Source organism: Sporosarcina sp. PTS2304, from assembly GCF_003351785.1.
Classification (GTDB): domain Bacteria; phylum Bacillota; class Bacilli; order Bacillales_A; family Planococcaceae; genus Sporosarcina.
Genome location: NZ_CP031230.1, coordinates 944,886 through 959,075 on the forward strand (window position 1 = coordinate 944,886; position 14,190 = coordinate 959,075).

At 39.6% G+C, this 14,190-nt stretch carries 9 protein-coding genes and 1 pseudogene; 7 read left to right on the plus strand and 3 right to left on the minus strand.

Annotated features, from left to right (window positions below):
• Positions 1 to 14 precede the first annotated feature (14 nt).
• From DV702_RS04420 to DV702_RS04430, 3 genes are all read left to right on the plus strand, one after another.
• The gene (locus DV702_RS04420) at positions 15 to 377 is read left to right on the plus strand and encodes a DUF2200 domain-containing protein (RefSeq protein ID WP_114923658.1); all 363 of its coding nucleotides are present in this window, start codon (positions 15 to 17) and stop codon (positions 375 to 377) included.
• On the plus strand, positions 374 to 601 hold the full coding sequence (locus tag DV702_RS04425) for an ATP-dependent Lon protease (protein ID WP_114923659.1): 228 nt from the start codon (positions 374 to 376) through the stop codon (positions 599 to 601). The genes DV702_RS04420 and DV702_RS04425 overlap by 4 nt, the downstream gene beginning before the upstream one ends.
• Positions 602 to 873: 272 nt before the next feature.
• Entirely contained in the window at positions 874 to 3,153 is a 2,280-nt protein-coding gene (locus DV702_RS04430) for an excinuclease ABC subunit UvrA (RefSeq protein ID WP_114923660.1), read from the plus strand.
• A 121-nt stretch (positions 3,154 to 3,274) separates the two neighbouring features.
• On the opposite strand, the gene DV702_RS04435 is transcribed toward DV702_RS04430, so the two are convergent.
• Complete coding sequence (locus tag DV702_RS04435) at positions 3,275 to 5,695, minus strand: ATP-binding protein (protein ID WP_205407221.1); 2,421 nt, start codon at positions 5,693 to 5,695, stop codon at positions 3,275 to 3,277.
• Positions 5,696 to 5,979: 284 nt separating this feature from the next.
• Here DV702_RS04435 and DV702_RS04440 point away from each other — a divergent pair, with 284 nt between their 5' ends.
• The gene (locus DV702_RS04440) at positions 5,980 to 6,576 is read left to right on the plus strand and encodes a class I SAM-dependent methyltransferase (RefSeq protein WP_114923661.1); all 597 of its coding nucleotides are present in this window, start codon (positions 5,980 to 5,982) and stop codon (positions 6,574 to 6,576) included.
• 186 nt (positions 6,577 to 6,762) lie between these two features.
• On the opposite strand, the gene DV702_RS04445 is transcribed toward DV702_RS04440, so the two are convergent.
• Complete coding sequence (locus DV702_RS04445; protein ID WP_114925834.1) at positions 6,763 to 8,028, minus strand: ATP-binding protein; 1,266 nt, start codon at positions 8,026 to 8,028, stop codon at positions 6,763 to 6,765.
• A 61-nt stretch (positions 8,029 to 8,089) separates the two neighbouring features.
• Complete coding sequence (locus tag DV702_RS04450; protein ID WP_371682748.1) at positions 8,090 to 8,440, minus strand: rhodanese-like domain-containing protein; 351 nt, start codon at positions 8,438 to 8,440, stop codon at positions 8,090 to 8,092.
• A 174-nt stretch (positions 8,441 to 8,614) separates the two neighbouring features.
• On the opposite strand from DV702_RS04450, the gene DV702_RS04455 reads away from it, so the two are divergent.
• From DV702_RS04455 to ltrA, 3 genes and pseudogenes are all read left to right on the plus strand, one after another.
• Positions 8,615 to 9,448: a lipoate--protein ligase family protein gene (locus tag DV702_RS04455; RefSeq protein WP_114923663.1), complete on the plus strand. Its 834-nt coding sequence runs from the start codon at positions 8,615 to 8,617 to the stop codon at positions 9,446 to 9,448.
• Positions 9,449 to 9,609: 161 nt separating this feature from the next.
• Positions 9,610 to 10,989 (plus strand): annotated as a pseudogene (locus tag DV702_RS04460) (ribonucleotide reductase N-terminal alpha domain-containing protein); the annotation flags it as partial.
• 759 nt (positions 10,990 to 11,748) lie between these two features.
• Entirely contained in the window at positions 11,749 to 13,536 is a 1,788-nt protein-coding gene (ltrA, locus tag DV702_RS04465; RefSeq protein ID WP_114923664.1) for a group II intron reverse transcriptase/maturase, read from the plus strand.
• Positions 13,537 to 14,190: the final 654 nt, after the last annotated feature.

Consider the following 14,190-nt stretch of genomic DNA (forward strand, 5'->3'; position numbering starts at 1 on the left):
AGGCAGGAAATCAAATGACTAAACATAAAATTTATACGATGAGTTTCGCAACTGTTTACCCGCTGTATGTGAAGAAAGCGGAAAGGAAAGGACGAACGAAAGAAGAAGTAGATGAGATTATTTTGTGGTTGACTGGATATAGTCAATCCGAACTTGATGCACTTCTAGAAACACAGATGGACAATGAGACGTTTTTTGAAAAAGCACCAAATATGAATCCTTCTCGAACATTGATCAAAGGTGTAGTTTGTGGTGTGCGTGTAGAAGAGATTGAAGAACCGGTCATGCGAGAAATTCGTTATCTAGATAAGTTGATTGATGAATTAGCTAAAGGAAAAGCGATGGAGAAGATTTTGCGAAAGGGAGGGATGGAATGAAGGGGTTATTGTCTGGCATGGTCGCCGTTATTGCGGGAGTAATCATGCTAGCTGGTCCAGTAGGCATTTATATAGTAGGTCTTCTGCTGATTGGAATTATTTTTTGGTCGTTTCTTTTACTACTGGACATACATAAACACACTGTACCCGCTACTGCCAACGATGCAAAAGATGCCTATGAAAGGTATATGATTGAAAGGGCTGAGAAGGAAGCGAATGAGTAAGTATAAGGGTGATCGTAAGTGAGGCTTCTTTCGGTCTATACAATATCACAGAGTATGCACTAACACTGATGATTCCGTAGAGTTTTATACCTCCTATTATTGAAATGATTGTGAAGATTCATTTGCATGTGGAATGAACAACTTTATCTGAGTAAGAAGACTGTAGAATGTTTCACTCTACAGTCTTTTTTCGTCGATAAGTAGTGTGAGGGATAGAAAATAGGGAAACCCTTAACTAGACGAATAAATAGTTATCTAGGGAGGATGAGTTCATGAAGAAACTTACAGACGAAATCATCTTACGAGGACTTCGAGAAAACAACTTGAAAAATATAGATATAAATCTACCGAAAGAACAGATCACAGTGTTTACGGGACTTTCAGGATCAGGCAAAAGTTCAGTAGTATTTGATACGTTGGCAACAGAAAGCAGACGGCAGATGACATTGAATTATCCAATGTATGTCCGAAATCAAATGCCTAGATATGAAAGACCACGTGCGGATCTTATGCAACATTTGAGCCCGGTCGTTGTCGTGGAGCAAAAGACAGTTACCGCAAATTCACGTTCGACGGTAGGGACATATATGGATATCCATCCTTTGATCCGTTTACTTTTCTCTAGGATTGGTAGTCCCCCGATAGGTTCTGCAACGGATTTTTCTAGTCAAAGTACTTTTGGCAGATGTCCGGAGTGTAGTGGGTTTGGCGAAGTTGTGGCGCCAGATTTAGATAAAATTATTGACTTGAATAAGTCACTACGGGAATATGCTGTACAGTTCAAGCCCCTTTCTCCTTCCGGTTGGCAAGGTCGGTGGATGATGACGGGTGGATTATTTGATCCGGATTTGCCGATTAAAGACTATCCTAAAGAAACAGTTGACTTATTACTATATGGACCACCGGAAGGCGAGAGGGTATTTGCGCCGTTTCATACGAAAGATGGTCCTCATGATCATGAATGGGATGGATTATTGCCAAGATTTGTACGTCTTTATATTAATCGTGACGTCTCGAAGCTGAAACAGACTTCTCAAGAAGACGTGTTGGCTGTGTCGACGCATACGATCTGTCCTACGTGTTTAGGTTCGGGGCTAAATCCAGAAGTATTGAAGTGTAAAATAAATGGTTTCAATATCGCGGAGTACGATCATTTGGAACTGACTGAATTATTAAGTGAACTCGACACCATTTCAGATCCACTAGGAAAATCTATCGCGCAGCAAGCTATACCGAATATACAACAGTTGGTCGAGTTGGGGCTCGGTTATTTAAGTTTAGCAAGAAAAATGGGAACACTGTCTGGAGGAGAAGCACAACGGGTGAAAATCGCTCGCCATTTAGGGAGTAGTTTAAATAATCTTACGTATATTTTTGATGAGCCAAGTGCAGGACTTCATCCGGAAGAAGTGGATTTACTACTTAATATGCTAAAAAGTTTACAAGAAAACCATAATACGGTCATCGTCATTGAACATGATTTGTCTGTTATGAAAGCAGCAGATGAAATTATAGAAATGGGTCCAGGCGCGGGCGTGCACGGTGGCGAAGTAATCTATCAAGGAGTGCCTGATGGATTAAAGAATGCTTCTACTTTAACAAGTTTAGATCATACGTTAGAACTAAATATACATCCGCGAAAGAGTAGAGAGCACTTTACGATAGAAAATGCTACGATAAACAATTTAAAAGGGATTAGTGTAAATATACCGAAAAATGTGCTGGTTTCTGTCTGCGGTGTATCAGGTTCTGGTAAAAGTTCATTAATATTTGAAGCGTTTCCAAACAGTTATGGGGATGCGATTCGGGTAGGGCAAGGCAGTATTGGAACGTCCAGTCGTTCTACTCTTGCGACATATATGGGAATTATGGATGATATTCGTAAGATTTTTGCGAAAGCTACTGGTCAACCTGCAGGCTTATTTAGTTTTAACTCTATAGGTGCATGTCCGGTATGTGATGGGAAAGGTGTTACCACTCCAGATGTAGCGTTTGCGGATCCAGTGACCATTCCTTGCGAAGCGTGTGGCGGGACGAGGTATTCAGATGAAGCTTTATCTTACCGCTATGAAGGGAAAAATATTGTGGAAATTTTGGAATTAACAATAGATGAAACAGATCAGTATTTTTCAATGCCTAAAATCGTTAAAAAAGTACAAACAGTAAAAGATGTGGGATTAGGATATTTGACATTGGGGCAGACGACGAGTTCTTTTAGTGGCGGAGAAGTGCAGCGTCTGAAGCTGGCCAGTCATTTGAAAAAAGAAGGACAGATTTATTTGCTGGACGAACCGTCAATCGGACTGCATAGTAAAGATAATGCACGGTTATTGGAAGTCTTTCAAAACCTAGTTAATAAAGGAAACTCCGTTGTGATTATTGAACACAATCTGGACTTTATCGCAGCGAGTGATTGGATCATTGAATTGGGTCCTGAAGGCGGGAAGAATGGCGGGCATTTACTTTTTGCCGGAACCCCGGAAGAAATGGTACATGCGGATACACCGACTGCGAAGTGGCTTCGACTCGGGTTGGAACAGCCTAATGGGTAGGCGTTCGTAACGTATAGGGAAGGGATCGAACTGTTGACAAGGCAGGAAGCGATACAATAAATGACTAAGAATACATGAAGGAAATACGTCTCCATGTATTCTTAAGGTTTTCAACAGCGACTTATTTCTCCTGTTCTTTCGCTAGTTCCATAAATAACTTCAACTTTTCTGCCACTTTTCCATAGACTGTTTCTTTCTCGTATGTTCCGTCTTGATCGGGTTGTCCAGCTGCTACGCCTGTTAAGATTTCTATTCCTTCTTCAATCGTCCGAACTTTGTAAATATGGAATTGTCCTGCACGTACGGCATCGATGACTTCATCACGCAACATCAAATTTTGGACGTTTTGGTGTGGGATGAGTACGCCTTGTGTGCCGGTGAGTCCTTTGCTCTTACAAACATTATAAAAGCCTTCGATTTTTTCATTCACTCCACCGATTGGTTGGATTTCACCGTTTTGATTGACCGATCCGGTGACGGCTAGCCCTTGATCTATCGGGATTTCGGATAGACTGGAAAGGATGGCATACAGCTCTGTACTGGATGCGCTATCTCCATCTACACCGCCGTAGGATTGCTCGAAGGCAATATGTGCGGTTAAGACTAGTGGATATTTTTGAGCGAATTTTTGTCCTAAGTAGCCACCTAGTATATAGACGCCTTTATTGTGAATATTGCCGCTCATTTGGCTTTCTCTTTCAATATTGACGAAGCCTTTTCGGCCCATAAACGTTGTGGCGGTAATGCGTGTAGGTTTTCCGAAATGATATTGACCTAAATCATACACCGCAAGACCATTTACTTGTCCGATTTTTTCTCCTGTCGTATCAATTAAAATACTTCCTTCGTCGATACTCGCTTGAATTTTTTCTTCGTATAAATTCGAACGGTAAATTTTTTCCTGAATGGCTTTCTCGATATGTTTAGCAGTAACGAGATCGTCTCCCATCATGCTTGCCCATGCATCCGCTTCATAGATCAGCTCCACTTGCAGATTAAAGCGTGTAGACAGTTTATTTTGGTGGCCTGCGAGACGCGAGCTGTATTCGATTAGTTTAGCAACAGCTGTGCGGTCGAAATGCCGCAACCCGTATTTTCTGCAATGAGTATGAATAAAACTTACGAGTCCCGTAATATTATCTTTGTTATATTTCATTTCTACATCAAAATCGACTCGAATTTTAAACAGTTTACGGAAATCTTCATCGTGATTATATAGAAGTTGATAGATTTCCATATTACCGATAATAATAATTTTCACATCGAGTGGAATGGGATCGGGATTAACAGATGCAGTTGCAATGATGCTCGTATGTTCTCCAATATTCTCAATTTGAAGTTTGTGCGTCAGTAATGCCCGTTTGAGACCTTCCCACGCCTGACTTTTCGAAAAAATGTCTTTGGCCTGAATAATGAGGTACCCGCCATTTGCTTCATGGAGATAGCCCGGTTTAATTTTAGTGAAGTCTGTGCTCATGATTCCCATACGGTTTTCGTATTCCACTTTCCCGATTAAATTATAAAATGTAGGGTTGTCTGCAACGATTACAGGCTTTGTTTTCGTTTCGCTATTATCTACGACTATGTTAATTGTGTACTTCTTAAAAGCTTGTTGGTCATCTTTAAAAATTACTCCGAGCGGTTTCTCTTCTTTTTTCTCTTCGGTCGGTAAGAATATATGAAAGTTTTCTACTAGATCTTGTCGTACAGCCTTTATATAATGGATCACTTCAGGACAATCAGTATAGCTTTTTTTCAGTTCATCAATATGAAAGTTGATGGCGATTAGTGCGGTTTGATGATCGAAGGCTGTTAATGATTTTTTTAACTCTTGTTCAAATGAATGGATGGCTTTTGTCGCTTCTAGTATTATTTCCTGAATAGAAGTAGAGTTTTTTTCGATAGTTTGTAGTTGTTCTTCATCTAGGGAGTTAAATGTTTCTTCGTCCATCGGTAGACCATCTACTCCCATCGGTATAGTGACGATGGTCGATCCTGATTGCTTGAGTAAAAATCCGTAGTCTTTTGCGGTTTGATCTGTTTTTTTATAAATATTTTCTATTTTCTCTTTGTATTTCCGAATAATAGAACCGCGATTCTTTTGATGGTTTTCTTCTGTGAAAGCATTGGGAATATCTATCTTCAAATCATGTACTAACGTATCCATTGACTTTTTAAGTTTTTTCCCTACTCCAACCGGCAACTTCAGTACGTTAGGTTTATATGCATCTTCAAAATTATTTACGTAACACCAGTCAAACAGTTTTACATCTGTCGCTGGAAAATCATTGACGACGGAAGTGACAAATGACGTTTTTCCTGTACCTACAATTCCGCTGACGTATAAATTATATCCCGGCCTATTTACGTGCAACCCGAAATTCATCACAGAGCGAGCGCGTTGTTGTCCGACAATCGTTGTTAACTGTTCGACTTGTTCGGTGGATTCGAACGTGAATACTGTGTCATCTACTGTTTTTTTTAACTCGTTTGGTTTCAAGGCAGCTTGCTGTTTGATAAATTGTTCATTGGAATTCTTCAATTTTCTCACCTCACTACGAAATGTATGCCTTATTCTCTTTATACCCTAAATAAAAGAAATACACGCAATTATGAGATAATATAATTGTGATGGGGGTGTATGGTGGGAACTTCCATAGTTGTCATCGTTATGAAGCCTGTTAATAATCCAAAAAAGATATGTGTAGCTATAATTCATGTACGTACATGGTATAATTCAAAAAGTTGCTAGCTAGTAAAAAATCTTCAAGCAAAAAGTATAGTGGTTCGGTTTATTACTACATATTTGAAATAGGAGAGTAGATTATGGAAGAAAACGTATTTGAGCAGATGGCGAATAGGTATGATACAGAAGATCGAATAGCTTTGGCCAAAGTGATTGTTGACGAAGTAAAGACCGTATTAACTGATAGTCAATTGAAATCATTAGTTGACTACGGATGTGGAACAGGACTCATTGGGTTAGAATTAACGGACACGGTCAGCTCTGTATTATTAGTAGATTCATCGCAACAAATGATAGAAGTCGTCAAGAAGAAAATAAAAGGCAGAGGAATTACGAATGCTCAAGTGCTTCATTCGGATTTTGCGCAGGAGATGACTACACTTAAGGCGGATATCGTGTTACTGTCGCTAGTCCTTCTTCATGTTCCCGATACTGAAAAGATTTTACAGGAAATGTTCAACAGCTTACATGAGGGCGGGCAACTTCTCATTGTAGATTTTGATAAAAATGATCAAATCAGTCATCCGAAAGTTCATAATGGTTTTTCCCATGAGGAGCTTAAAAATATTTTACAGGACATTGGATTTAAGACAACAGAGATTCATACGTTTTATCACGGGGAACGTCTATTTATGAATAAAGACGCTTCGATGTTTCTAGCCAATAGCGTGAAATAATTGATTAGTCACCCGTACAATTACCTATCAGCATAGCGAAAGGAACATACGCTTTACCGTTTCCTAAGTACTATTAGGATCCATACGTTTTCGTCCTACCCTTCAGCGTACAATACATTCTATCGTTCGCAAGTGATTTAGCGGAAAAAGATGCAGTCCTGTGAGCAGGCATGCATCTTTTTTTGATTAAAAGCCTATTTCGGAACCTTTATCCCAGTCATGTCGGGTAGCTTGTCGGTGTTGTTTTTGTAATTGCTGAATGCGCTCTTCGTACACGATCACATGATCATAATGATATGTCAGCGCAATGGACATATACAGTTCATTCAACTGTGAAATGGATAAGCCTTTCGTTTGTTTCGCAATCTCGACAATTTCAGGTTGCTTTAAAATCTTTTTCTTGTCCAGTTTCTCTATATATTGTTTGCGGACTTGCTCAGTCGGGGAAGTGATTTCATATGTGCTGTCAAAACGTCCAGCACGGTTAATAAGAGCTGGATCGATACGTTCAGGATAGTTGGTCGTACCGATGATGAAAAGACCGTCACGGACATGCACTCCATCCAAAATATTCAAAAAAGTACTCCGCATATGTTCTGGCATGGAATCGATATCTTCAATGACAAGTATCGCAGGAGCAAGGCGCTCAACAGTTGAAAATACTTCTTGTACGGAATGACTGCCTGTAAATTCCGTAATTTGCCAGTAGATGACGGGTGCATCCGTTGTGCCGGTGATGGATCGTACAAGAGTCGTTTTCCCGTTACCCGGTGAGCCGTACAGTAAAATTCCGCGTTTGTATGGCAAGCTGTATTCTTTAAAAAATGCACCGCCATTCGAAAAGAATTCGTCAATGGAACGGAATAATTCGTTTTTTAGCTGTTCATCGAGCAATACATCATTACGTTCAATTTGTGTGCCCAGCCCGTATGTTTTCTTTTCAATGCCTTCTTCGGTATCTACTAAGTACGTGATATTCGTCTTCATCGCTTGACGCTGCAAATCATTTAACTGTTCGATGAATCGTTTGACGCGATCGGCTGATGGGGCGAAGACGGTATGTTCAGACCATGTGGAACCGGTAGCGACATAATAGCTAATATTCGCTACGGCAATCTGATGCTCTGGAAAGAAAAGTAGTTGGTTATCAATCGTTTCTGTCGTTTGCAGGGCAAAACGATTTGTTGAAGTGTCTTGCTGGATTTTTTCGGAAGGCAGTGTGGGGTATAGATGTCCTAACGATTCATACGGCAATCGTTTGTGGTGAATCAGTTCGGGCAACATCGTTTCGGTATAAGAAGAAAATTCATCTACTTGGATCAGTTTCCAATCACCCGGTGAGTGGATATCCAGTTTTTTTAAAATCGCTTCTATGACCGTGCCATAGTTTTGGTAATGAGGAAGCTTTTCGAAATGTGTTGCGTCTAAAGGGAGTAAAAATGATGATTTCATAAATTTTTCCATTCTCCTTTATACATAAGTAGATCCCCCAAAAAGGAGGATCCATCCATACTTATTTTGTTTTGATCTTTCCTGTCCACTTTTTGAAGCCGCCACTTAATTGATAAATTTCTGTGCATCCCTTTTTCTTTAAAAATAATGCAGCACGACCTGTACGGCTCGTGTTTTGATCGTAAAGATAAACGGGCTTGTCGGGGCGGATTTCCTTGTAGCGCTGTGAGAACTGAGTAAACGGAATATTACGTGCACCTAAAATATGTCCTGCTTCGAATTCTTTCGGTTCCCGAACGTCGATTAATTGTGCTTTGCGGTAGCCTTGGATGAATTCTTCCTGTGTCAACGTAGTAAGTGCTTTTCCTACGCGAACGTATGTAGAAACAAAATACACGATGATTGCGAGCACTGCTGCGCCCAAAATATAATAAGTCAAAAAACTTCCCCCTTTTATCAATATCTCTAGTATAAAGATTTTCTAGCATCAGTTCAATCGTAATGATAAAATGAAATGCGTTATTGTTTTTTTCATTAACGATTTCCTATACGATAGATGAATTATCACTTGCGAAGGAGAATATCTATGACAAAAGCTGTTTGGCATTATGTGGATTCAGGAAAATGTACATCGTCCTTTAATATGGCGTTAGATGAAGCACTTTTAGACTTCCATAGTAAAGGCGAGATTGGTCCTGTTTTACGTTTTTATGAATGGGAGCCTGCGACGTTATCGATTGGTTATTTTCAGCGAATTGAAAAAGATATTGATATGGAGAAAGTGAAAGAACTAGGTCTTGGATTCGTTCGTAGACCTACCGGTGGGCGTGGTGTCCTTCATGAGCATGAACTTACATATAGCGTGATCGTTAGCGAAGAGTATCCAAGTATGCCGGAAACGGTAACAGAAGCTTATCGTGTCATTTCCGGCGGATTACTGGAAGGATTCCGCAATTTAGGTTTGCAAGCAGAATTTTCGATTCCGAATGAAGATGTGACAAATCAGTTAAGAAATCCGAAAAGCGGAGTTTGTTTTGATGCGCCAAGCTGGTATGAATTAGTCGTTGAAGGAAAAAAAGTTGCCGGAAGTGCCCAAACTCGTCAAAAAGGTGTTATTCTTCAACATGGCGCTATTTTACTGAGCCTTGATGTAGAGAAGTTGACATCTATTTTTACGTATTCATCAGAAGCGGTCAAAGAACGTGTCCGCAGAACATTGCCGGATCGTGCGATTGCGATTGATCGATTGTCCGATCGGGAAATTACGATTGATGAATGTAAAGACGCTTTTTCCAAAGGCTTTGAAAAGTCACTTGACATTACTTTGGAGCCTCTTGAATTGACAGAAGCGCAGATGGAATGTGTGCGCAAAATCGAGAAAGAAAAGTATGCCAATGATGAATGGAATTTTAGAAAGTAAAGTTAGGGCTTTTGTTTTATTTTTTTTGAGGAATGTTGGTATATCAACTTTTCCGTTTTTGCGAAAAATGTTGATCGTTGACATTAGTTCAATATGTAGTAGATTTATATGTAACAACAGCACTATATGTTGTGTTTGGTGAAAATGAAGGAGGATGTTATATGGTTACGATGTCTAAACAGGGCGAGCCATTTTTGAACAAGCAGCAGTTGAATGAGGACATTGAAAAGTTCCCGCAAGTGCATCCGATTACGGAAGATATGAAGCTAACACATAGCGGCGTATCCCGTCTAGTCATGATTGATCGTTATTCCTTTAAGGACATGGAAAAGAAGACATTACAAGTGGGGGACTTTGTCGTTCTGACAGTTCGTGAAGATCCGAAGTTTCCTGCACGCGGACTAGGGTATATTACAGCGCTTGACGTTGCTGCGGGTACTGCAGATATTTGGATTGAAGAAGAATTTCGTTCATCGATCGATGATGCGGCAGAGCAAGAAAAAGGAACGATCACACGTCCGTTAGATGTGATTGAAAAGCCTTTGGAAGTATTTTACGAGCAAATTGCCAAGCGTAATGCGACAGGTCTTGCGTCTGTTGAGACGACAGAAGAAGGTCGAGTACAATCGTATGAACGTTTCTATGATCAGTTAAAAGACTTGAATTTCATTCCGGCTGGCCGTGTGTTGTATGGTGCTGGTTCAGATACGGATGTAACGTTCTTTAACTGTTATGTAATGCCGTTTGTTCCCGATTCACGCGAAGGAATTTCTGATCACCGTAAGCAAGTGATGGAGATTATGAGTCGTGGTGGCGGTGTAGGAACGAATGGTTCGACATTGCGTCCGCGTAATACACTAGCACGTGGTGTCAATGGTAAATCATCTGGTTCAGTTTCTTGGTTAGATGATATTGCGAAGCTGACTCATTTGGTAGAGCAAGGCGGATCAAGACGTGGGGCTCAAATGATTATGTTATCTAACTGGCACCCTGATATTTGTGAATTCATCATCTCCAAGATGCAGAATCCGCGAATTTTGCGGTATTTGATCGAAAATACGGACGATGACATGATTAAAAAACTGGCGAATGAAAAATTAAATTTCAAACCGTTGACAGCACAAGAAGAAGCGATGTATCAAGGAATTACAAATTATAAGAACATTCCTGGACTCGGCGGATTTAACGCAGCGATTATCCGTGATGCAGAGTTGAAGCTACAGGACGGCGGGACGTATACTGTTCATAATCCAGAGTTTTTAACAGGTGCGAATATTTCTGTTACGTTAACAGATGATTTTATGAAAGCGGTAGAAGAAGATGCGGAATACGATCTTCGTTTCCCAGCAGTCGAAAATTATTCACCTGAAGAAATGAAACATTATAACGAACAATGGCATGAAGTAGGCGATGTTCGTGAATGGGAACGACTTGGACATGAAGTACGTGTCTATCGTACGATTAAAGCTCGCGCGCTATGGGATTTGATCAATATATGTGCGACGTATTCGGCTGAACCTGGCATTTTCTTCATTGATAATGGTGTGACACGTTCTCTTATAAGTGCGGCTTAAACGTATGAAATAGAGGGTTTAACAGACAAAAGTTATGTTAAATACAACTGATAATTTCGATAGTGGGAATGAAAGCCGTCACGTTGAGCTGAAGCCACTATGATGAGACTCCTACATGCATGGAATCATGATAGCGACGAAGTGTATGGAGCTAGGTAAAGTCGTCTGAATTTGACCTAAAACTCACGTAGAGTCATGGTCGAAGATAGGGCGGTCAGCCGAAAAAGATGAATATGGTGAGAATGTCAGATTAGCAACCTGACCGACGAACTTGCGAATGAAAGGGTCTAGAATGAAATCCGCTTGAAAAGGTGGAAGGTTAACTAGTTTAACCGAGATTGTCGTGGAGTAAGCCCGTTGTCATGAAACACGATATAGTGAACAAAGACATTATATAATCTCAGGCTCAGAGCAAGCACCTAAGTTCAATCATATGGCTAGAAATTATCGGAACGTGGTAAGCAAGGGACACTCATTCAAGGACTATCATCCGAGTGGTTGATATAAGGATTATTTATCTGAAATTCATTTATCCTTGTGAAAGTAGGGTCACAGTACCGGAGAAGCTTATGAAAATAAGTGGAGGGATAGACCCAAGTCTAATTCAATATATTAAACCAAACAAAACAAGTGAAATTCGATGGTCGGGTAAGAATGCAGGGAATCACTAAGAAAGTCAGGTGATCTGCAACGAATACGAGCCTAAGACACAACGAGTATTATGGTATGCAAGAGGTTTTTGATGAATTATATGCCAAGAGTGAGGAAGGACATCTTTTTAAAAATTTGTTTAACCTAATCACAGATGAAAGAAATATCCTATTAGCCTACAGAAACATTAAAGCCAATAAGGGTTCTAAAACTGCCGGAACAGACATGTATGTAATTGACAACTATAAAGTGATGAATAAGCAAGAATTCATCAATCTCATTCGAACTTCGCTCAAAGATTACAAACCTAAAGCAATACGCAGAGTAATGATTCCAAAAGGAATGGATAATACCCAATTTAGACCTTTAGGAATACCAACAATATTGGATAGACTAATCCAACAGATGTTCAAACAAGTTCTTGAACCTATCTGTGAAGCTAAGTTTTATAATCACAGTTATGGTTTTAGACCATTACGAAGCACAAAACATGCTTTAGCTAGGGTGAATTTCTTAGTTAATATCTCACAACTACATTACGTGGTAGATATCGACATTAAGGGATTCTTCGACAATGTAAATCACAGAGTACTCTTGAAGCAAATGTGGAATTTGGGAATTCATGATAGAAGAGTTTTAGCAATCGTAAGCAAAATGCTCAAAGCACCGATAAAAGGTATTGGTATTCCAAACAAAGGTACTCCACAAGGAGGAATCCTCTCGCCTTTACTCTCTAACATTGTTCTTCATGATCTAGATAACTGGGTAAGTAATCAATGGGAAACATTTGAAACGAAGCATGAGTACTCTCAGAATGTAAAGAAGTATTTAATGTTGAAACGGAATTCGAATATGAAGATTGGCTTTATAGTTCGATACGCAGATGATTTCAAAATTATGACAAATAATCATGAGAATGCAGTCAAATGGTTCCATGCAGTGGCAGGATACTTGAAGGATAGATTGAAATTGGAGATCTCACCTGAGAAATCTAAAATTACAAATCTCAAAAAGAAGTCCTCGGATTTCTTGGGATTTAAAATCAAAGCTGTTAGGAAGAAACAAAAACATCTTGTTAGGGTAAATATGATTGATAAGAAGAAAGCTGATGTCATCAGGAAAATGAAGGAACTCATCCTTAGAATAAGGAAAGAAACGACCATTAATAACATAAGAATCTTTAATGCTTATGTAATGGGGATACAACATTACTTTAAATACGGAAGCATGGTTCCATCAGATTTCGTTGACATAGCGCACAAGGTTCATCCTTATGCTAGGAATAAATTACATCAAGTTGGAGGGAAATATATACACCCAACGGATGCTAGTAAAGTTTATAATCAGTATTACTCAAGTAGTCTCAAAACATGGAAGGTATTAGGTGTTTATCTCTTTCCTATAAATGGGATTACAAGCTTTGCTGAGTCCAGACAATTTAATCCTAAGCATTCGACCTATAAAGAAGAAGGCAGAAAATTAATTCACAAAAAACTTCAACCAATTGTTGAATACAACATAAGATTACTGATGCAATCCAAAATACAAGATCAATCAATCGAATATCAAGACAATAGACTTTCTCGTTACTCAATGAAGAATGGATGTTGTGAAATACTTGGTATCTTTCTGGAAGCACATGAAGTTCATTGCCACCATGTAAAACCTAGAAGTTTAGGTGGAATGGATAAGTACAATAACCTCAACATTATCCATGAAGACATGCATAGACTAATTCATGCAACTGGAAAAGAAACGATTGATAAGTACCTTGTGAAATGGAAACTCCATCAGAATTCGAAACTGATTGAGAAAATAAATGCATTACGTAAGAAATGTAAGAACGAGCCAATCGCGATTTAAGAGCAATGAAAAACTTGCACAATACTCGATAGATAATTTCTAAGCTTGTAACTTGTTGAAATTTGGTTTAGTAGGATTAGATGGAACGCCGTATGAGTGGAAACTCTCACGTACGGTGTGGAGTGGGGGAAAAGGTGGAGAATGCTTCAAAGCCTTACCTATCACTATCGAATGATGAAACAAATGCGAAAGCGTATGGGCAACAAGTTGTAGCAACGAATCCGTGTGGTGAGCAGGTGCGAAAGGTAGCATAATAATCATCGTCTGAAGAGATAAGGGATTAGGATAATATCCCTTTAGACAGCCGACTTACTTGGATGGAGAAATACCACCGGGGACAATAGCATGTCGGAAAAGCGGAAGAAGGACAGTAAACTGCGAGAAACCTTCGTTCTGCGAGTCTAAGTTCTATATGGCTAAAGCTAAACTGCCTTAATCCTAGATTCTTCGTTCGAACCGCAGAGAGTCTCATACTTCGCAGTTAAAATGAGATTGTGCTTGAGTTATTTCGATTGGTTGCTCGCCGAAATAATATCCTCCTAAGCACCGAAGCACGATAAGTGTGATAAGAATCGAACGGGAAGCCTAAGTAGAACCAGTGATTATTATAGTGAACCTTTGATTTTTCGCTAGGAACGTCGAAAGACTATGGAA